Genomic DNA, 19,933 nt, shown 5'->3' with positions numbered 1-19,933 from the left:
AGCCGTTAAGGAACACGAAGGCCCCCCAGTCCCGGTATACGGGGAAGACGGCCCGTGTGGCGAGTTGCGCCCTGCGGAAGGCGGTCAGCGGAGCGGAGCCTTGCGCGATGCGCTGGTGTAGATCGGCGAAGAAGTGCGTGGCTGGCTCGAGATCGTGCCTTCGACTGCTTCGCGGAGCCAGCCTCTGGCCTGCGCCGCTCGGCGATGCTGCAATGTAGTTCGGGACTGCCCATCCCCCAACACACGGTGTCCTGGGTGCCGCGCCGTCCCCACGCGCTGGGAGGCGATGGCGATGGATCCTGACGGCTGGTCACCGGAACGGTGGCGGCGGCTGACCGAGCTGGGCCGGCTGAAGTTCGATCTGCTGGCTCGGGGCGCCCGGCTCGACCCCAGCGCCGAGACGTTCCTCTTCGCATCGGGGACCGGGCACCGTGCCGGCACGACAATCCTCAGAACCCGCTCCGGCGTGTCTGGCGGCCTCGATCTTGCCCTCGATGAGGACCTTGGCTTGTACGTCAACGTTCCCGTCCGCGAGGCGATCGCCGTGTCCTCCCCATACCGCCTCGAAGCAGCCGATGGACGGCTGTACCTCAGCGCACCAGGCAGGAAGAGACATGACGTCGTCGGAGTTCCCGAGCCGGAGTACTACGGCCGCACGGTCTCGGACGGCACCATCCCGCTTTCCCGCATCGCGCAGATGTGCTCGCCCGACCGGCTATGTTTTGGCATGACCGGCCCGGGGTGCAGCTTCTGGGCACGCCACAAGCGCTGCGCGTACTGCTCGATCGGCTTCAACTACGACGCAGACGCCTCCCGCAAGCTGGAGCGGCATTTCCTGGAGGTGGTGGAACAGGCATGGTCGGACAGTGTTCGCCCGGCTCGCCACCTGCTCATCGGCGGTGGTACGCCGCCCGGCGACGACATGGGGGCGTCCCTTGCCGCCCGGCTCACCCGGATCGTGAAGAGCCGCTACGACATCCCCGTCTACGTCATGATCGCCGCACCACTCCACAACCGGCACATCGACGAGCTCTTCGACGCGGGGGTGGACGAACTCGGCATGAACCTGGAGTTCTGGAGCGACGCCGCGTGGGACGGTTTCATCCCCGGCAAACGCGATCTGATCGGCAGGGGTCGGTACTTGGAGGCGCTGAGCCACGCGGCGCGGCTCTTCGGACCGTACCGGGCCCGTTCCATTCTCATCGCCGGGCTGGAGCCGGTCGAGGAGACCGTTCGCGGGGTCACCAGGCTCTGCGAACTCGGTGTCATGCCGATCATCTCGCCGTTCCGGCCCCTCGCCGGTACCACGCTGGCCGACCGGCGGGGTTTGACCGGCCCGGAGTACTGGAACCTGTATGAGCAGTGCCAGGAGATCGCGACCGGCGCCGGGCTGGTTCTCGGCCCGACCTGCGTCGGATGCCAGAACAATGTCCTTTCCCTGCCCACAGGACTGGCATACCGAAGCTATTGAGCGGCTTCGTAGCCGTCCTCTACCGAAACCACCAGCTCCTGTGCTGCCGTCTCGAGCGGGGCCCGGTCCGAGGAGCATCGCGTCGCGGTGGCCAGGACCGCTCCGCTCTCCACCCGTACGCCTGCCGGAGCGAGACCGGTCAGCGACCAGCCGTCGACGATTGCCGTCGTCCGGGCGGCCCCGGGTCTCCGGCTCAGTGAGTAGGAGGACCGGTTGTAGAAGACCAGCTGAGCCATGGCGAGTGCGCCCGGGGCCACGTAACGGTCCAGGTCTTCACGACCGTAAACGCCTAGTTCGGCGCCGACGGCGAGGTCAACGAAGCCCGGCCCGTTGCCGGCGGAGCGCTCGGCCAAAGCCAAGGCCCTCGTCGATGCCTGGAGACGGGGATTGAGGTCGATGGGAAAGATCCCGTCCGGGCGCGCGGTGACTAGCAGGTCGAGGCCCGCGAAGCCCCGGTACCCCCGAGCCGCGAGCGACTCGCCCACCCTGGTGGTGATCTCCCGTGCGCGGCTCACCACGCCCGCGCCGATGTCCGCCATGGCCGCAAAGTTGTTTCCGCAGTACGCGGCCGCGTGCGACGTGCACGGCGCGATACCGACGAGCTGGACCGACATCGGGGCGACCAGGATTCTCCCCGGCAGCACAGCGACGTGTGCGTTGAGCGAGTACGAGCCCTCCTCGTAGTCCGTGACCAGCACGGTGCCGGCAGCCAGTCGTGAGGCGAGTCGGCCAAGGCTCTCCGCGTCCGCCCGGACGAAGTGGGTGCCCTTGCCGCCGGAGGCGCGCGGGATCTGCACCACGAGTCGGCGGCCGATGCGGTCCCTTGCCGCCAGGCTCGGGAGCTGCCTCGCGGACATCTCCCGGTAGGCAAGCCTGGGTGAACCAACGCCGTCGAAGACCTGCAGCGCCGCACGCTTGTCGTCCAGCCAGTGCCGCAGGCGCGGGGCGGGCCCGAGTAGTTTCGCGCCGGTGTCGCCGATCAGAGCGGGCAGCGCTTCGTCCATTGTGTAGGGCAGCACCGCGGCGGCTCGCCTTGCCGCCTGGCGGATCTCCGCGCCGAAGGCCGCCACCACGTCGCCCACGCTGGCCGCTCCCCACCGTTGCCGTACGCCGGTACGCGTCTCCAGGGACGGTGCGGTCCGACCCGGCCCGTGCGGCTGAGCCGTATCTGCGGAGAAGACCGCGACCGGGTGGTCACCCGCGCCGACGACGGCCCCGTCCGCCGCGCGCGGTCCGATCCACACGACTGCCGGGAAATTCCCCCTAGCCATGGGCTGCGCCTCCCACGGTCAGGGTTCCGACGGCGGCCGCGAGGGTCTCCTGCAGGCCGTGTTCGTCCCTTGCGAAGACCATCAGCTCGACTGCGCCATCCTGAGCTGTACCGACGACGACCGGCAGCACACCGGTGCCGGATCCGGGATCGACCAGCAGAGGTTCCAGCCGGCGCAGCGCCTCGGCCGGGGAGCACGGCGGTATGGTGATCGACCGGCTGAGTATCTCGACGCGGGACGCGTAGTCACTGCCGAGGACCGTGCGGGCGAAGTCATGCACGTGAGTGCCGCCGGTCCGGCGCAGGTTCGCCTCGACGACGTAGAGGTCACCGGTGGCCGTCACGATGGCGTCGATGTCGAAGTGGCCGCGAAAGCCGCGCTGTTGCAGGTGCGCCGCGAGGCGGCAGCCGAACTCGGCGAGCGGTTCGAACCAGGCAGCGTCGCGGTCCGCAGGGCTCAGCCGGACGCCGATGAAGTAGTTGTTCCGGTCGAAGATCTGGGTGCACGCGTATGTCACCACGGGCGACCTCGGCGCCGACGGCACGAAGAACTCGACGGACGGCGCACCGACGCACGGTATGAGCTGCTCGACCACCGACCGAAGCCCCAGGAACGGGCAGACCTCCAACAGGCGGGTCGTATCGATCCGCTCCAGTTCGCGAGCAGAAAGGGCCACGTTGCCGAACCCACCTTCACCGTCGTCCGCTTTGATCATCACGGCACCGGTGGCCCGGCTCAGCCGGCGCGCAGCGCCCAGCGCGGCGCCTGGCGATTCGCAGGTCGTGCCCGCAGGAAGCCGACAGGGCAAGCCGTTCAGCAGGACGGCCGCGACCTGCCGGAAACCAGACTTGCTCTCGATCCGGCGCAGGACGCTCAAGCCCTCCGGGCTCACAGTGGCGTCGTCTGCGGCGAAGTCGACCCCGCTGCTGCGAAGGGTCGCTACCAGGTCGACGAAGTCCTCAGTGGCCGCGTAACTGCTGAGGGCGAGCGGAGCGGTTCGCCCGGCTGCGGCCAGCCAGGCGATCGCGTCGTCCGACCGTGTGATGGCACGGCTCAGACGATCGTCGGGGGTTTCGAGGGCCTTGGCCGACACTCGGTAGCCGAACCGGGATTCGAGGAGCCCGATGGTGTGCGGTGGCTGGGGCAGCAGGCAGATCTTGTCGACCCCGCCCCACAGTGCCGTTCGTTCCGAGAGAGCATGCTCCTCGGCGATCATGTGGTTACGACGCGCCGGATCGGTCTCGCGCCGAAGGAACGGCAGGAAGGGTTCGCTGATGTTGGCGACGAAACAGTCCCGCCGCTTCACCGACTGGTTCTCCTCATGCGTTCCAGCATGACCTCCGGTGCCAGGCAGGGGCGCAAGTCGCCGATGCGGGCCTGGGCGAGCTCGACGGCCGAAACCGTCGTGGGTACGGTCAGGGCCCCCGTCCACCGCCCCCGTACATCGTCGGCCAGGTCGGGACGGCCAGCGTCGGCGCAGCAGGCGATGATCGCCTCCGCACAGCGCTCCAGAGCGACCGCATTGCAGGTCGAGGCGGCATGCAGCGCCTCGACGAACAGGTCGGCGGCCCCGGCATCACCGTCGGCCAAGCAGAGCCTGCCGGTGAACACTGCGACACGGGAGCGCAGTTCCCCGTACCCTTGACGGTCGTCCCGCGCCGCGTCGAGCAGGGCGGCGCGCAGCTCCGGTGAGACAGAACCGCCGGCCAGCTCCGCCTGGGCCTGGCCGAGTCGGCAGCGCAGCAGGGTGTAATGGGCGTGCATGCCTGCCGCCAGGTCGCTGCCGGCGGTGAAGTCGGCGTGGGCCTGGGCGGCGTCGAAGCGGAGCCGCGCCTCGCCCAGGCGCCGCAAGGTGTCGCACTCGTAGAAGGGCAGGTCCAGGTCTCGCGAGATGCCAAGGGCCTCCAGCGCGGCCGCCTCAGCCTGCCTCGGGTCGCCGACCGCCAGCCAGTAGTCGGAGAGGTTCTGCAGGCACTTGGCCTCTATCTCCCGGTTGCCGCGTTCCCGGCACAGCTCAAGGGTCGTCTGCAACAGGTCCCGGGCTTCGTCCGGCTGGCCACACGCGATGTGCACCAGCGCGAGATGACACTGCGGGTATGTGGCGCCATAGGGGTGCCGCAACTCCTCGAAGGTGTTTCGCGACTCACTCAGGTGACCGACGGCCTCCTGCCAGTCACCGGTGTGCCACTTCAAGTAGCCCAGGTTGTTCAGGCCCCAGGCCTCCGCGACCTTGTCGCCTGTGGCGCGTGCGCTCTCCAGCAAGCGTTGCTGGGTGTCGACCGCCTCGGCGAACTGGCCCATCCGGTCTTGGGTCAGAGCCTTGGCCTCGACGGCGATGTGCTCGAACCCCGTGGCCCGCTCCACTCGCTGCGCGTTGTCGATGGCCACAGCGGCCCAGTGCAGGGCCTTCTGGAAGTCACCGAGGTACCAGGTGTTCATCGCCAGGTACGCGGCCGCCCGTACCCGCAGATCGGGATCGGTGCAACGGGGGTCGGTGAGGATCTCGTCGAGGATCTGGGCCGAGCCGCGGTTGTCGGTATTGCGCTGCTGGCGGACCAGCGCGTCCATGTAACGCACCCAGAGGGACTGTGCCTCGCTCCAGGTGGCCTCGGTGGCCAGCGAGAGCACCGCCTCGGAAAGCTCCAACTGCGACAGCAGGGTGGTGCTTTCGATTAGCTCGCGGATCGCGACGAGGCCCGCGTCGGGGTCGTAGCGGATCTGGTGGTACAGCTGCTCGATCTGCAGCTCCCGCTGGTCCTCCGCGGACGGCCCCTTCCCGAGCAGCAGCGAGTAGTACTGGTAGGCGCGATGGTGGAGGTTGGCGTACCTGGTGGGGGCTCGCACCTGCAGGTCCTGGTTGAGGAAAGCCCGCACGGCGTCGTGGATGGCCAGTCCTCGGGCGTGCAGCTGAGTGATCGAGAGTCTCGCCAGATGCTCGAAGACGGGTGTCGGGTCGAAGCCCGGATCGGTGGCCATCTGCAGGAGAGTGTCCTCGTTGAACGACCGTACGATGGCGGCACGTTGCACCCAGGTCACCAGATCCTGTGGTACGTCCGCGAGGAAGAGGTCGACCAGTTGCTTGACCACTTCCCGGCCCTGCACTCGGCCGAGTTCCAGCTTGCCTCCCGTCTCGTTGAGCAGGTCGACTGCAATGCCGGCGGCGAGCGGCAGGCCGGCGGCAAGCTCCATGATCCGTCGGACGATCGCCGAATCCCGGACCGCCGCCTTTTCCATGAGCAGGCTCATGTCGCCGTTACTCAACGGCTCGATCGCGATCTCCTGAGTCATCGACCGCCATCGAGTCCACCCGGGCGCGAGCTGCCCGCGTCCGCCGAAGACCAGCAGCGCCGAACTGAGCCCCGGGAAAAGGCTGTTGCGGATCCACTCGTCGACGGAGGTCCCGGCCTGTTCGTACTGGTCGAAGAAGAGACAGACGCGCGAGTCGCCCCGGTGCCAGGCCTCGACGTCCTCGATGAGGGCGTGGGTGAGGGCTTCGCCCGGGTTGAACAGGAACTCCGCGTCGCCCCGGCCGACGATCTCCGCGACCTCGGCGAGCACCCGCTCGGCCACCACCGCCGACTCGCCCTGACGCACCGGGGCGTAGCTTCCCGCCGCCATCACCCGGGTGTCCTGCGAGGCCGATTCCGTGCTCTGCACGAGGCTGCGAACGGACCGCAGCCGGGCCAGCTCCCGAGCGAAGCTGCCGTTGGCGAACGTCTGGCCGCCGGGCAGCGCCGAGTCAGTCGCGGCGAGCTGCTCGAAGAGCTCGGCGAGGATCGTCTCCGGCGTCCGCTGGCCGCCGAGGTTCACCCGGGCGTAGACGATGCCATGGCGGCGGCAGTAGTCCTCCCCCGCGGTGAGGACCGTGCTCTTTCCTATGCCCGCGATGCCGGTCAGGTGCAGCAGCCTCGTCTGACTGTCGGGTTTGACGGCCGCCGCCAACGCACGCCTCTCGGCATCACGGTTGGTGAACTGCTGGAGCTGACGACGGCGCAGAAACTCCTCATTGGTCAGCCGGGTACGGATCGCCTCGGTGGCCTGCCCACCGCCCTCATGGTTCGATGCCTGTGCGTTCATGGTCCAGCTCGCCGGTCTGGTTCAGGACGAGCCGAGGTACGTGCCCCGCACTGTCCCGTCCGACCAGAGACTGGTGAGTCGGCCGAGAAGGCCCGGGGCGAGTGCTTCCCGGGCGGCTGCCGAGAAATTCTCAGCAGCCTGCTCACGGGTGCGGCAGCCGACGATGACCGTGTCAATTTTTGGTTGGCTGAGTGCGAAGCGCAATGCCAGTTCCCTGATGGTCATATCGAACTCATCGGCGATCGATGTCACTTCCCGGACCATGCTCCGGTTCTGCTCCAGCCAGTCGTCGGGCGTCCAGTCGGCGCGCCAGTCGCCCGCGGGAAAAGCACGGTCCTGGTACTTGCCGGTGAGGATGCCCGCCTGCAGCGGCGAGCGTGCGATGACCGCAGTGCCCGCTGCGGCCGCCTGCTCCAGGGTTCCCTCGGCCGCCTCCTGATAGAAGACGTTGTAGACCAGCTGGACGGCGTCCAGCCCGGCGTCGATCGCCGCATCGGCGTCCGACGTGCCGAGGTCGTCGACTGAGATGCCGTAGCCACGGATCTTGCCTGCCTGCTTCAGCTCCTCCAGCGCATCGCGCCACTCGCCGTCCACCGGCCATCCTCGGCTCCAGGTGTGCAGCAGCAGCGTGTCGACGTGGTCGGTGCCGAGGTTGCGCAGGCTCTGCTCGCAGCAGTCGCGGATCCAGGCAGCGTCGTAGCCGCCCCCAATCGGCTGCTCCGGCGGCGGCCCCCAGACTTCGTTGCGCGGAGGGACCTTGGTGACGATCTCGACATCGCCCCTCCGGCCCTTCACAGCCGCGCCGACGATGCGCTCGCTGCGGCCGGAACCATAGGACTGGGCCGTGTCGATCAGAGTGCAACCGCGATCGAGGGCTTCCAGTACGGCGGCCGTGGAGTCGGCCTCCGGCTGTTCCCCCCAGACGTCCCCCGAGAACGCCCAGGTTCCCATGCCGAGTCTGGGCATGGATTGGCGGGTCGACATCGTACTCATCGTGCTACCCCCATCGTTTCAGGGCGAACTTGGCCGGCAACGATACGTTGTATCGAGCCCTCAGCAGATCGCGGCGCCACGCGTCACGATGGTGGAGCAGGGTGGGGCGTACCTTCCGAACCAGAGACCTGAGCGACGACTCACCGTCGCGCCACAGCCCGGCGCTGTCGATGTCGATCAGTGCGACTTGTCGCTCACGGTAGCGGGGGTCGAGCGGGCGCCGCAACGCATCGACGAGGTACTCGCTCGGCAGCTTCATGGGGCTGTTACGGTACTGCGGGCCGAGCGAGCCGAGGCTACGGCCGATGACGTAGTACAGCGAACACTTCTGGCAGAGACCACAACAAACGCCCCAGAAACAGAACGAGCAGACGTTCAGCAGGTCGGGACGCCACCGCGAGAAGTCGACGAACTTGCGGTACTCGGTCAAGCCCGCGACCGGGGAGACGAGCGTCAGCATGCCCGGCTGGCAATAGGACGAGAGTCGCTGAAGTGCCGTCAGGCCACGCTCGCTCTGGGTGTCCGAACGGGGATACGAGTGGCCGTTCAACCGGAACGTGTCGGACCACCCGCTGTTCTCCACACCGAAGGCGACTGAGGCCGCGGTCCCGGCGCTCTCGCACCACCAGGCAGCGGCAGACAGCAGGAGCAGTTCGCGGCCGTGCGGCACCGTGTTCACGCTCGGGAATGAGGGGGGAACGGTGGTCCAGCCTGCTGCCAGCTCTGCCAGGGGCGGCTCCGAGACGATGTCGAAGACCGTCAGTGGCAGGCCGAGTTCGCCCGCCACCCGGGTGGCCGCCCGTTCCTCCGTCTCGCTCACCGCGACATCGCCGTTGACGCCGGTCACATGGACGGGCACTACCTGATAGCCGTTTGCATCGAGCAGCAGCGCGCTCAGCGCCGAGTCGATACCGCCGGACAGAAACAGCAGCGCGGTTCGAGAGTCGTCGCGGTCCAGGTGGGAGGGGTCCGGGCCCGCGGAACGATCGGCGAAGCACCCGTACGCCGCGACGGCACGCCCGTCCCGGTACGAGCGGACGGCGTAGAGGTAGCGCCGGAGTTCCTCCAGCCAGCCCATCGCACTGAGCGGGAGCTCCGGCCCGTCGATCTCGATGGTCCGCGCCAGCGACAGCTGTCCGGCGAACGTTGCGCAGAGGGCGGCGAAGAGCCCGCGGACGGCCGCCCCGGGCGGGTTCAGGGGCTCGCGCGCGACCATGCGAAGCCGGACCGGCGCGGCATCGTTGAAGTGGAGATCCGCAGCGAGGTGCGCGCCGGGGATCTCCACCGCCCGAAGTCGCCCTGCGAATCCCGGGCCGGGAGGCGACCGGTCAGGCATGCGCGGCGAGTTGTCCGTGCTTGCGCAGCATTGCCAGGGTCGGCTCGATGGGGAGGGCTTCCAGATGGTGGCCGTCCCTCCCGGTCATCGACTCGGCCGTGAACAGTGCATTGACGATGGCCTCCTCGGAGGCCTCGCACACGGCGCTGAACAGCGGGTTGATCACGTCTTCGTGGAAGTCTGGTACGAACGGGAACGTCGCGACGGGTCCTGGGTCACGCATGATCCGGTTTGTGGTGGAGAACGCGATGGCGAGATCTCCGCTGCCGTTGCGGGCAGTTGCGCCGGTGCGGGCCATGCCGAGAAAGGACCGCCGGGCAAGGCGCCGGAGCTGATGTGGGAGCAGAGGTGCGTCGGTGGCCACGACGAGGACGCACGAACCGTCCTCACGGCGGTCGGGGCGTCCAGCCGGATGCCGCTCCAGCTCACGGCCGACCGGGACACCCAGGATGGTCAGCTGTTCCTTGATGCCGTGGTTGGCCAACGCCAGGACTCCCACCGTGTAGGCCCGGTCTTCGGCATCCACCACCCGCGAGGAGGTGCCGATGCCGCCCTTGAAGCCGTACACCTCCATGCCGGTGCCGGCGCCGACCGCTCCCTGGAGGGCGTCGGCCGTGACAGCGCCCAGGGCTCGCTCCACATGTTCCGCATGCACGTGCCTGCCCTGAATGTCGTTCAGATAGTCGTCGCTGCACTCGGCGACGAGACAGAGCAAACCGTGTGTGTCGATGCCCACTTCCGGATGCTGCCGAATGCTCCAGTCCTGCAACGCGTCAGCCACCCTGTAGACGTTGAAGGAGTTGGTCAGTGTGATCGGGCCGATGATGAGCCCGAACTCGTGCACCAGACCGGCCCCGAGACATTCACCGAAGCCGTTGAACCACTCCACCGCCGCGGAGACGCGGTCCAGATAGGTGTCGCCCGGGTGGGGCTGGATCACGGTGACGCCAGTGCGCACCGGGCCGATGCCGGGCCGGTGCGCGCCCTGGCCTTCGATGATCGTCTCGTGTCCGACGAGGACGCCGGGAACATCGGTGATTGTGTTCCGCGGTCCGGTGGGCAACTGCCCCAGGACGACGCCAAGCTGTCGCGCGGTTACTCGCAAGGCTCTCTCTCCCACTCGTTATCCTCCGGACGCCCGGTCAATCCACATACTTGGCGGCCTTGAGCTCGCGCAACAGCGGCAGCGTGCACTCGGCCACGTCGTTGGTGAACTCATGACAGATCACGCCTCGCATGTCGCTGAGGATGCGCAGGCCACGCTGCGCAAGCAGGCACACCCGATCGCGCCCCAGTCGGCCACAGAACCAGCCGAGTTCGAAAAGCACGTTGGGACGCGGCTGCCAGTACTCCTCATCACCGTTGCGGACGAAGTCGTCGGCAGTCAGCAGGACGATGGCATAGTCCACCTCCGTCGCGGCATGCTCGAATTTCTCGATGAGTGTCATGCCCCCGCCCGCCTGCTCCTTCAGGATCCGGACGGCGACCCCGAAGTCCTGCGTCAGGATGCGCTCTACGGTCTTGAGGGCCAGTTCCTCGTGGCCGTGGACGATGAAGACGCCGATCGAAGGATCGGGTTTCGCGGGGCTGCGGCTCTGCGCCTCCTGGCTGATGTGGCGATCGGTCACCTCCCGCCCCATCAGCGCGGCCCGGATCTCGTCGCTCGCGTCGGCGTTGACATCGTCAGCCGGTACGAGCCGGCGCGCGGCGCGGGCCGCCTCCAGCATGTCCGACGTCGGCCGGTCCGTCTGGCGCACCTGGATGGTCCGGGCCTCCAGCGGGTTGATGACAGCGGCCTTGAACTGGAACGGCTTGCAGCGGCCCACCTGCCGGACGAAGTCGGCAACCTCCCGCTCGGAGAGGTTCGCGGCCATGGACCGGACGACGCCACGCTCGTCCAGCAGCAGGACGTGCAAGAACGGGGCCATGGTCATCGGCCGCCGATCCGGCGATACGTCGTCGCAAGCCGCGACACGGCTCTGTCGACGGCCTGCGGAGCAAGGCGACCGAACGTCAGGCGGACGAAGTCCCGCTCGCGGTCGCTCGGTTGGAAGAAATGGCGGCCTTCAAGCACTCGCAGGCCTGCCGAGAGCGCCACACGGGCGAAGCAGTCGTCGCTGACCGTCTCGGGCAACGGCAGCCAGGCATAGTAACCGCCGCCCGGCGGAGACCAGTCGGCGAGTTCGGGGATGTATCGGACCCCGTCGGCGAACCGCCGGCAGCGTTCCGCGTACTCGCGGCGCATGTCGCGCACATGCGTGCCGAACCGCGCGTCACGCAGGACGGCCGCCGCCATGGCGCTCGTCAGACCACCGACGCCACCGAACTCGACCCGGTTGTCAACCAGAACAGACGCGAGCGCGGCCGGCGCGATGATCCAGCCGACGCCCATGCCGGGTGCAATGATCTTCGACAACGTGCCGATCTGGATGACCGGGTGACCATCAGCGAGGGAACGCAGCGAGGGCGGCGGCGGCTCGGCGCACCAGAGTTCGTCGTAGGCGGTGTCCTCCACGACGACGATCCCACGCTGTGCACAGAACGCGAGGAACTCCCGGCGTTCCTCCAACGACCACGTGTAGCCGCTCGGGTTCTGGAACGACGGGTGAACGTACGCAAAGCTCCTCAGCGTCCGCCCGGTGGGTAACGCATGCCGCATCGCGTCCAGGTCGAGACCGTCTCGCGTGTGCCGTAGCGGCAACAGGTTCGCTCCGTGCGCCCTCAGGATCGCGCTCGCGCGGAAATAGCCGGGATCTTCGAACAGTACGGTGTCCCCCGGATCCACCATTGCGTGGGTGAGCAGCAGCAAAGCGGGGATCGAGCCGCTGGTGAGCACCATCTCGGCCGGTTCCGCCTGGGGGCGCGTCCACGTCGCGACGGCCTCGATGAGGTTCGTATGCCCGCGCAGGGGCGAGTACTGCAGTGCAGCGGACGGCGCGGCCAGGACGGCCGACGCGGCGTCCCTGATCAGGTCGAGCGGGAAGAGAGCGGGATCGGGCTCGCCGAACGACGCGTCGATGACGCCGTCCGGCAGGCTGACCTCGTCCGGTGGCTCGGCCGTGGACGCCACGCGGTGGGACAGATATTCGGCTACGTCCACCCGATCTCCTCACTCGCCATCAGCTGGGGCGATCGGGTCGGGCCCACTGTCGCTGCGCGGCTGATCCCGGAAAGACGCGTACTGTTCCGGGAACGAGCGATCGTGCCAGTGGGTCGCCGCGTCCGATCGCGCGACCTTGACTCGCAGGGTCCCGGTCTCCTCGATCGTCGCCTCGACCTCGTCGCCGTGCTCGGCCTGGCAGACGCCCGCCATGGTGCCCGTGGCTATGACATCGCCGGGCATGAGTGTGACGACCTCGGAGGCCGCAGAGACCAGATCGGCGACGGAGAAGATCATGTCGCCGGTGTGGCCGGTCATCCTGGTCTCGCCATTGACGGTCAGCGTCATCCTGAGCGCCTGTGCCTCCCCGATATCCTGCTTTTCGACCACGTAAGGCCCGATCGGCCCAAACGTGTCCCACGCCTTCATCCCGAACCAGGTGTAGGGGATCGAGCGGAAGTCGCGGGCGGACATGTCCAGAAACACGGTGTAGCCGAAGATGACCTCCGCAGCGTCCTGCGGGCGAACGTCACGGCATCGGGTGCCGATGACGGTGGCCAGCTCTAACTCGTAGTCGACGCGACGAGCGTTTTGCGGCAGCAGAACAGTGGCGCCCTCCCCGATGAGCGTGGTCGCCGGCTTGAGGAAGAATATCGGCTTCGGAAAGATCTCGGTGGCGAATTCCGCAGCGTGGTCGCGGTAGTTGTCGATCGCACAGATGATCTTAGTGGCCGGACCAGCCGGCGGTCCCAACCTGCGAACCCGGCCGGGGACGAACGGACCGGCACCGGAGATCGCGCGCTCGCAGCGGGGGCCCAACTCAGCCCAGGCGGCGATCACATCGGCGATGGTTGCGGACCTGATCGAAGGGACATCCGGCAGAAGTTCGGCCACCGACCACGATCTGCCGTCGCCGACGATCAGGGGCTGCCCGGTGTCGGCATCCACCGCGATCCGCATGCCAACTCCCTCTGGGCCTGTCCCACCCCGCCGAGGCGAACCACGTCGCGGCGATCCTATGTCTTGGGTCCCGGCCGCCCAAGCCTCGATCCAATGGTCGCCGACCATCGGCATCCGGGGCCACCGTCGGCCGTTCGTTCGGTGGTCACCCGCCGCCACACGAGGGGGATGACGGCGCCGCGTTTCCTACGGCAGAATCCCCCAGAAGTGGCTGGGAGAACCTCAAAAGCTCGTCGGGGGGCATGGTGAACAAACAGCCTGAACCGCTGGAACGGTCGGAGGTACTCGACCTCTACAAACTCGCCGTGGAAATGGCCGACCGAGTCTCGGCGCGTCGTGGAAGCGCCAACGCCTTCTTCCTCTCAGTGCAGTCCGCGCTCGTCACCCTGATCGGCTTCGGGACCCCGAAGCTCTCGCAGTCTCCTTGGTGGGTGTCCCTGGCCGTGGCCTTGGCCGGCTGCACCTTGTCTGCCACCTGGTGGATGCAGCTTCGCAGTTACCGAAACCTCAACACCGCTAAATTCACCGTCATAAACAAGCTGGAGGAAGACCTCTCGGTCAAGATCTACACTCACGAATGGCAGGCCCTGAAGAGCGAACCGACCCCCAGCCAGCGCAAGCGCTACGTGGAGTTGGGTGCCTCCGAACGCGTGGTGCCTCTGGTGTTCGCTGTAGCGCACCTGATCCTGTTTGTAGGCACACTGACCGTGTGACCTACCTCGATCGCCTCGCCGACCTGATCCGGTCCTGCCTCTCCCCGCCTGCCAAGCCTCCTGCAGACTCTGACGACCTGTTCCGCATCTACGCCGTGCTGCTGCAGGCTAAGGGAGAACAGGTTACCGACGAAGACATTCACAATGCCTGGACCGCGTGGATGCAGTAGTGAACAGCGCCCGTGGTGCCCTGGTCCCGTACAAGGACCTTGATCCAGACACACGCGCTGCCGACGCCCCCTACGCCGAGGCCGTTCGCGCAGCAGCACGCCGAACGAACCTCGATGTGGATCAGTGAGGCTTCTCAACGTATGTCTGACAGCTTGCAGCAGCCCTACTCCTACCAATACCGCGAAGCGCGGGAACCCGATCCTCATCGGCTACCGGGATGGCGTGACGTCACCGCAGCGGAGTGGAACTGCGTCCAGTGGCAGCGTACGCACTGTGTGAAGAACATAGGCCAGCTGCGTGCCCTGACCGGCAACCTCCTCAGCGACTCCTTCTTCGCCGACCTCGAGCGCGACCAAAAGGAACGTGCCACGATGTCGCTGCTCATCACACCGCATATGATCAACACCGTGGCACCGGACGCGCCGCCGCGCGGGCCGGGGAGCCTGACCGACGCCTTCTACGCCGATCCCGTCCGGCGGTACATGCTGCCCGTCTTCTCCGACCGCCGCACAGACTTCCCCTCTCACCCATACGCTCAAAGGGACTCTCTTCATGAGCGCAACATGTGGGCCGTGGAGGGACTCGTTCATCGATATCCGGCCAAGGTGTTAGCCGAGCTTGTGGCCACCTGCCCGCAGTACTGCGGGCATTGCACTCGGATGGATCTGGTCGGGAACTCAACGCCGTCGGTCACCAAGACGCGTTTCGTCCTCACTCCACAAGCACGGTTCCAAGCGATGATCGACTACTTGCGCCGAACCCCCAACGTCCGGGACGTGGTCGTCTCCGGCGGCGACCTCGCCAACCTTCCCTGGCCCCGAGTCGAGTCGTTCGTAGAAGCGCTGCTGGACATAGCATCGGTCCGTGACATCCGGCTGGCCAGCAAAGGCCTGGTCGGGCTGCCGCAGCACTGGACGGACGGCCAAGTGCTGGCCGGCATCGAAAGATTGACCTCGACGGCACGCTCACGAGGGGTGCAGATCGCTCTGCACACGCACGCCAACGCGGCACAGCAGATCACCGCGAGCGTATCCCGCGCCTCCCGGCTGCTGATGGAGGCCGGGCTTCGCGAAGTGCGCAACCAAGCAGTCCTCCTGCGCACGGTGAACGACACCTCGGCCGCCCTGCTCGACCTTTGCTTCGCCCTACTCGATTCCGCCGGAATCGTTCCCTACTACTTCTATATGTGCGACATGATTCCCAACAGTGAGCACTGGCGGACATCCGTGGCGGAGGCGCAGGAACTCCAGCACGCAATCATGGGTTACCTGCCGGGGTTCGCGACCCCGCGCATCGTGTGCGACGTGCCCATGGTGGGGAAGCGCTGGGTCGACCAGGTCTCCGACTACGACCGGCTGCGAGGCATCTCGTACTGGTCCAAGAACTACCGCACCATCCTGGACCAAGGCCAACGAGACGATCTGACGCAGTTGCACGAGTACTACGACCCCATCTACACGCTCCCAGCGGACGGCCAGAGATGGTGGAGGTCCCACGCTTCCGTCGTCGCGTCGACGGGCTGCGCGAGGACCGCGCCGGCAGAATGTCAGCCGTCCGGTGGGTGCCTCGGTGATGCATAGGTGATGTGTGTCGGTGACTGCTGGGAGCTTTATCGGCGAGCCGCTTCCCACAGAACGGCTGAGTCTCTCTCGTACTACAGCCGGAGATCTTGTGACGGGGCCCGGTCGCTGTCGTTGACCGGGCATGATGCGGGATGTGACGGCTGAGCTGATAGCCGAGTGGCGTGATGAACTGTCGGCCCTGACCGGCTCGTTGGGGCACCTGTTCAACCGGCCGGAGCCGAGGGTGGTGTTCGCGCAGTTCGTCGAGGGCCTGCTGGCGGAGTTGCCGAGGAAGAACGGCTGGACGTTGTCCGAGCGGGCGGGGCATGCGACGGCGGACCGGATGCAGTGGTTGTTGAACGGATCGGTGTCGGACGCGGACCTGTTGCGGGACACGGTGCGCGGCTACGTCGTGGAGCATCTCGGCGACGCGGACGCGTTGTTGGTGATCGATGACACCCAGGCCCAGAAGAAGGGCACCAAATCGGTCGGGGTGGCCTTCCAGCACTGCGGACTGACCGGGGACGTGCGCAACTGCCAGACCATGGTCATGCTCACCTACGCGGCCGGCGGCGGGCACGCTTTCCTCGACCGTCGCCTCTACCTGCCCGAGGAGTGGACTTCTGACCGGGAACGATGCCGTGAGGCCGGAGTCCCCGACGACGTCGCCTTCGCCACCAAGCCCGAGTTGGCCATCGCCATGCTGACCGACGCGTTGGCCGCCGCGGTCCCCTTCGCCTGGGTGCTGGCCGATGCCGGCTACGGCCGTGATCCACAGCTGCGGGCCTTCTGCCACGAACGCGCCCTGCCCTACGTCCTGGGCGTCCCCGTCGACCTCCCTCTGGACGGCCCGCCGGGCAAGCCCCGCCAGCCGGCCGTGAAACGCGCCGACGACCTCCTGCACTACGTCAAGGTTCGTGACCAGTGGGAACGCCGTTCCTGCGGGTTCGGCGCGAAAGGCGAACGCCTCTACGACTGGACCGCGTTCGCCGTCGAGGTCAAGGACGAGACACCCGCCGAAGGCTTAAGCCACTGGATGGTCCTGCGCAGATCCCCGCACCCCAACCGGCGCGGCAAGGACGGACAGCTCCACCGCGAGATCGCCTACTTCCTCGTTCACCCCCCCCGCCACCACGACCATCTCGGAGATCATCGTCCGGGCTGGCCGCCGCTGGCAGATCGAAGAGGACAACGAGCTCAACAAGCAGCTCGTCGGTTTCGCCCAGTACCAGGTCCGCAAGTGGACCCCCTGGCACCGGCACGTCACCGCATGCATGCTGGCCACCGCCTTCCTCGCCGTTCAACGCGCAGCATTCCCCGAAGCCGAAGCCGCCTGCGATGGCACTCCGGAGCCGTCCGCCCCGGGAAAAGCCCCGGTCACGGCCGGGAGCGAGGCCACCGGCTGACTCCCGGACCACTCCTGCGGCCCTCTGCTCACACCATCCGGCACTGCCTCGCCGCCACCCACCTCAACCCCCGCCACCCCGTCGAAACCGTCCTGGCCTGCGAGTACTGGCGCCGCCTCCACCAGACCCGAGCTCTCGTCAGCCACTACCGCCGCCGCGGCGACCCGCTCCCTCACCGTCTACGAGCCTGGGCACACCACCAGCCGACCCCACCGATCACCGACCCCCAAGATCTCCGGCTGTAGTACTTGGCCGCAGCGTCGGCCCCGGCCGGTGTCGGGGTCGGCGGGGCTGGGGTTGGGGCCGGGGTCGGCGGGGCTGGGGTCTCGGCGAGGGCCCGCGCGGGTTCGGGTGCGGTCAGGCTCGATGTCGGCACCACAGCCGACCCCGTTTCGGCGATCGCGAGCAGGCCGCCCGTGAGTGCGGTGACCGCGCCTGTGGCCAGGCTGAGGCGGATAAGTCGTCGCACGTCGTGTCTCCCTTGAGCGACTGCGGGGGCGGACCGCGGCTGCGCACAGCCGCGGTCCGCCCCCGCCCACCCCGTTGCGTGCGCCACTGACGGTGTGCGGGGGGAGGCACCGCCGGTGTTCATCACCAAGCGCCGCAGGCTCGGGGACCCCGGCAGGAAGGCCGAGGCGTACACATCGTCGGCGCGGCACGCGCCAAGCACGAGAGCAATACTTGCCCACGCGCCAACCAGGACGTACTCACCTGGCGCTGCAGATGGTGGTCGACGCCACTCTGTCGGCGAGTTTGGACCGCGGTGGCTGCCCCGGACTGCGGGAGGTGTCGGCGAGATCCGACCCCGCCCGGTGGCTTTCCCACTCCGAGCCGCCCACGCCTCTCCGGCCCGACGTGGCCCCGCCAGACGTTCGAGAAGCAGTCGGGGCCGGGCGCCCGTGCATGTCGGAGGCGGGGTCGGCTCGGGCCGGATTTGAACGCGCAACCAACGGCCGGTAGCGGATCCGGCGGGCGTCGTCCTCCTCGTCCCAGCGGTCGACCATCGCGTTCAGCTCGGTCGGCGAGCCGCCCCCGGGAACGGTGTCCGCGTACTCGTCTGAGTGCGCCACCGAGTACGAAGTCATGTGCGCCACTGTTCAGGCCACGTCGGTGTCCCGCTCGATGACCTGGAGGCGGTTCTTGAGCCGGTAGCTGTTGCCGTTGATCGGGACGACCTCGCAGTGGTGCAGGAGGCGGTCGTGGATCGCCGTGGCCAGTTCGCCGCCGGCCACCGTGCAGACCCGTCCGGGAAGGAACCTGGGACGATCTTGTATGGGCTCGTCGCTTTCGATGACTGAGCTGAGAGGCCGTGACCGGCAGACCGATCTCGGTGATGGCGCCGTCGGCGGACGCCGGTCAGACGGGACGTACCAGGGCGTCGAGCATCTTCTCCAATAGGTCGTTGTTCGCGTTGAAGCTGGCCACCGATGCCGCGATGTTCTCCTCTTGGTCCATGTCCTGCCAGGAGATGGTGTATCCGGCTTCGCGGGCGAGTTGGGCGAGGAAGGCGCGCTGGGTGCGGCCGTTGCCTTCCCGGAAGGGGTGGATGGCGTTCACATCGCCGTACAGGTCGGCCAGGGCTCGGATGAACTCCCGGTGGTCCGAGCTTCGCAGGTGGTTGTTGTCGGCGAGCTTGCGGAACACGTCCTTTGCGAAGGAGACGATGTGGATCGACGGGCAGAACGATGTGCCCTTGGAGATCTCAATGGTTCTCAGCTCCCCGGCCCACGGGTACACGCTGCCGAAGATCTGCCGGTGGAACGCTTGCAGGTGCGCGAGGTCGTAGCTGCCAGGCAGCGGCTCGGCGTCCAGGATGGCGAGTTCCACGGCGGCGATGTCCGCTTCGGCCTCGGAGAGCTCGGTTGCGTCGGTGATGCCGAGACTGTTTCGGAGGACGCCGTTGGGCTCGCTGTAGGGGTCGGTCACTCAGCGGCCTTACGGGTGTAGCGGGCGAGGGTGCGGGCGCGCAAGGCTGCGGCGTCGAGTTCTCCGCGGGCGTAGGCGTCGAGGCCGGCGGCGGTGTCTGCGCTGACGCGCAGCCCCTCGGCCTCGGTGGAGCCGATGGCGGAGGCGACCGCCGCTCGGCGACGTTGGGCTTGCTCGTTCTGTTCGCGTCGTCGGTAGCCCTCTAGGGATGCGACGTCCACGCGGCGGTGGGTGCCGACCATGCGGAAGTCGATCACGCCCTTGTCGAGCAGCTTGACCAGGTGCGGCCGGGAGACGCCGAGGGTCTTCGCTGCCTGGATAGTGGACAGCTCCATGCTCTTGGGGATTACCTCGACCGCGCGGCCGGACGTAATGAGCGCCATGGTCTCCATGAGGACCGCCAGGGCCTCACGTGGCACCTCGATGGTGGCCTTGCCCGCTTCGGCGACGGTGATGTGGAACGTCTCGGCACTACTGGTGAGGGCGTCACGCAGGCATGGCACGGCCTCCTCGACGCTGCGTTTGCGCTGCTCCTTACGCGTCCGCTGCGCCTGGGTCCCACGCAGTGCGGGCGGGTTCTCGGTGGGGCGCTTGCGCACCTTCTTCCGAGTGCGGGAGGTCTCGATCTGGTGGCTGAGGGTCGTCGTACTGTCGTCGGTGGGGTGCTTCTTCTGCTTGGCCGGTTTCTGTTCCTGGTGGGTCGCGGGCATAGGTGCGTCCTCAGCTTCGAGTGGCTGTTATCACCCTCAACCATATGAAACAAGTGAACCAAGTGCAATATGTGTAACGCTTGGAGCGGCGGCGCTGCCCCTTGCGGCACCGGAGGGCAGCAGTGCCATGGACTGTCCGCGCCCGGGTACGGGTCCAGGGTCTTCGCCCCGGCCTCGCACGTCCGCTCAATGGCCTGGTTCGGATTGATTTGGGCGAGGCGGCATCCCGACTCCGTA

16 protein-coding genes and 2 pseudogenes are annotated in these 19,933 nt (G+C 67.5%); 6 read left to right on the top strand and 12 right to left on the bottom strand.

Annotated features, from left to right (window positions below; translation table 11 throughout):
* Positions 1–292 precede the first annotated feature (292 nt).
* The gene (locus tag QA802_RS13175) at positions 293–1,471 is read left to right on the top strand and encodes a radical SAM protein (RefSeq protein WP_159026100.1); all 1,179 of its coding nucleotides are present in this window, start codon (positions 293–295) and stop codon (positions 1,469–1,471) included.
* Here the strand turns inward: QA802_RS13175 and QA802_RS13170 are convergent.
* The 9 genes from QA802_RS13170 to QA802_RS13130 are packed head-to-tail and all read right to left on the bottom strand — an operon-like array spanning position 1,465 to position 13,208.
* Positions 1,465–2,742, bottom strand: coding sequence for an ATP-grasp domain-containing protein (locus QA802_RS13170; RefSeq protein ID WP_107082315.1), 1,278 nt, complete (start codon positions 2,740–2,742; stop codon positions 1,465–1,467). The genes QA802_RS13175 and QA802_RS13170 overlap by 7 nt on opposite strands.
* The gene (locus QA802_RS13165) at positions 2,735–4,048 is read right to left on the bottom strand and encodes an ATP-grasp domain-containing protein (protein WP_046913977.1); all 1,314 of its coding nucleotides are present in this window, start codon (positions 4,046–4,048) and stop codon (positions 2,735–2,737) included. The genes QA802_RS13170 and QA802_RS13165 overlap by 8 nt, the downstream gene beginning before the upstream one ends.
* Positions 4,045–6,819, bottom strand: coding sequence for a tetratricopeptide repeat protein (locus QA802_RS13160; RefSeq protein ID WP_046913978.1), 2,775 nt, complete (start codon positions 6,817–6,819; stop codon positions 4,045–4,047). The genes QA802_RS13165 and QA802_RS13160 overlap by 4 nt, the downstream gene beginning before the upstream one ends.
* A gap of 21 nt (positions 6,820–6,840) precedes the next feature.
* Positions 6,841–7,803, bottom strand: a complete 963-nt coding sequence (locus tag QA802_RS13155) for an aldo/keto reductase (protein WP_334521564.1) — start codon at positions 7,801–7,803, stop codon at positions 6,841–6,843.
* Positions 7,804–7,816: 13 nt separating this feature from the next.
* Positions 7,817–9,097 (bottom strand): 7-cyano-7-deazaguanine synthase, encoded by a 1,281-nt coding sequence (locus tag QA802_RS13150; RefSeq protein ID WP_334521561.1) that lies wholly within the window; start codon positions 9,095–9,097, stop codon positions 7,817–7,819.
* Positions 9,098–9,140: 43 nt separating this feature from the next.
* Entirely contained in the window at positions 9,141–10,268 is a 1,128-nt protein-coding gene (locus QA802_RS13145) for a DmpA family aminopeptidase (RefSeq protein ID WP_334521558.1), read from the bottom strand.
* 22 nt (positions 10,269–10,290) lie between these two features.
* A complete protein-coding gene (locus tag QA802_RS13140; RefSeq protein ID WP_050398443.1) occupies positions 10,291–11,082 on the bottom strand; it encodes a TIR domain-containing protein in 792 nt (263 codons plus the stop codon).
* Positions 11,079–12,248 (bottom strand): aminotransferase-like domain-containing protein, encoded by a 1,170-nt coding sequence (locus tag QA802_RS13135; protein WP_046913981.1) that lies wholly within the window; start codon positions 12,246–12,248, stop codon positions 11,079–11,081. Before QA802_RS13135 ends, QA802_RS13140 begins: the two co-directional genes overlap by 4 nt.
* A gap of 9 nt (positions 12,249–12,257) precedes the next feature.
* The gene (locus QA802_RS13130) at positions 12,258–13,208 is read right to left on the bottom strand and encodes a fumarylacetoacetate hydrolase family protein (RefSeq protein WP_050398444.1); all 951 of its coding nucleotides are present in this window, start codon (positions 13,206–13,208) and stop codon (positions 12,258–12,260) included.
* A 242-nt stretch (positions 13,209–13,450) separates the two neighbouring features.
* Between QA802_RS13130 and QA802_RS13125 the strand changes: the two genes are divergently transcribed.
* The 5 genes and pseudogenes from QA802_RS13125 to QA802_RS13110 all read left to right on the top strand — a co-directional run bounded on the left by QA802_RS13125 (position 13,451) and on the right by QA802_RS13110 (position 17,060).
* Positions 13,451–13,921: a RipA family octameric membrane protein gene (locus QA802_RS13125; RefSeq protein ID WP_046913982.1), complete on the top strand. Its 471-nt coding sequence runs from the start codon at positions 13,451–13,453 to the stop codon at positions 13,919–13,921.
* Positions 13,918–14,091 (top strand): DUF7701 domain-containing protein, encoded by a 174-nt coding sequence (locus QA802_RS13120; protein ID WP_225966688.1) that lies wholly within the window; start codon positions 13,918–13,920, stop codon positions 14,089–14,091. Before QA802_RS13125 ends, QA802_RS13120 begins: the two co-directional genes overlap by 4 nt.
* A complete protein-coding gene (locus QA802_RS41535) occupies positions 14,079–14,219 on the top strand; it encodes a DUF7701 domain-containing protein (protein ID WP_443042102.1) in 141 nt (46 codons plus the stop codon). Before QA802_RS13120 ends, QA802_RS41535 begins: the two co-directional genes overlap by 13 nt.
* Positions 14,206–15,672: a KamA family radical SAM protein gene (locus QA802_RS13115; RefSeq protein WP_443042101.1), complete on the top strand. Its 1,467-nt coding sequence runs from the start codon at positions 14,206–14,208 to the stop codon at positions 15,670–15,672. The genes QA802_RS41535 and QA802_RS13115 overlap by 14 nt, the downstream gene beginning before the upstream one ends.
* 136 nt (positions 15,673–15,808) lie before the next feature.
* Positions 15,809–17,060: pseudogene (locus tag QA802_RS13110) on the top strand (IS701 family transposase).
* 1,097 nt (positions 17,061–18,157) lie between these two features.
* Here the strand turns inward: QA802_RS13110 and QA802_RS13105 are convergent.
* The 3 genes and pseudogenes from QA802_RS13105 to QA802_RS13095 form a co-directional block, all read right to left on the bottom strand.
* Positions 18,158–18,277: pseudogene (locus QA802_RS13105) on the bottom strand (ATP-binding protein); the annotation flags it as partial.
* Positions 18,278–18,416: 139 nt separating this feature from the next.
* Positions 18,417–18,986, bottom strand: coding sequence for a Fic/DOC family protein (locus QA802_RS13100; protein WP_046913985.1), 570 nt, complete (start codon positions 18,984–18,986; stop codon positions 18,417–18,419).
* The gene (locus QA802_RS13095) at positions 18,983–19,696 is read right to left on the bottom strand and encodes an antitoxin VbhA family protein (protein ID WP_050398445.1); all 714 of its coding nucleotides are present in this window, start codon (positions 19,694–19,696) and stop codon (positions 18,983–18,985) included. Before QA802_RS13095 ends, QA802_RS13100 begins: the two co-directional genes overlap by 4 nt.
* Positions 19,697–19,933: the final 237 nt, after the last annotated feature.

Source organism: Streptomyces sp. B21-105, from assembly GCF_036898465.1.
Lineage (GTDB): Bacteria > Actinomycetota > Actinomycetes > Streptomycetales > Streptomycetaceae > Streptomyces.
This window is presented reverse-complemented; position numbering and strand designations above follow the sequence as displayed.

Coding starts and splice junctions, on each gene's coding strand:
- QA802_RS13125 (WP_046913982.1), top strand. CDS start 13,451: ATGGTGAACAAACAGCCTGAACCGCTGGAACGGTCGGAGGTACTCGAC.
- QA802_RS13130 (WP_050398444.1), bottom strand. CDS start 13,208: ATGCGGATCGCGGTGGATGCCGACACCGGGCAGCCCCTGATCGTCGGC.
- QA802_RS13095 (WP_050398445.1), bottom strand. CDS start 19,696: ATGCCCGCGACCCACCAGGAACAGAAACCGGCCAAGCAGAAGAAGCAC.
- QA802_RS13175 (WP_159026100.1), top strand. CDS start 293: ATGGATCCTGACGGCTGGTCACCGGAACGGTGGCGGCGGCTGACCGAG.
- QA802_RS13140 (WP_050398443.1), bottom strand. CDS start 11,082: ATGACCATGGCCCCGTTCTTGCACGTCCTGCTGCTGGACGAGCGTGGC.
- QA802_RS13115 (WP_443042101.1), top strand. CDS start 14,206: ATGTGGATCAGTGAGGCTTCTCAACGTATGTCTGACAGCTTGCAGCAG.
- QA802_RS13170 (WP_107082315.1), bottom strand. CDS start 2,742: ATGGCTAGGGGGAATTTCCCGGCAGTCGTGTGGATCGGACCGCGCGCG.
- QA802_RS13160 (WP_046913978.1), bottom strand. CDS start 6,819: ATGAACGCACAGGCATCGAACCATGAGGGCGGTGGGCAGGCCACCGAG.
- QA802_RS13155 (WP_334521564.1), bottom strand. CDS start 7,803: ATGTCGACCCGCCAATCCATGCCCAGACTCGGCATGGGAACCTGGGCG.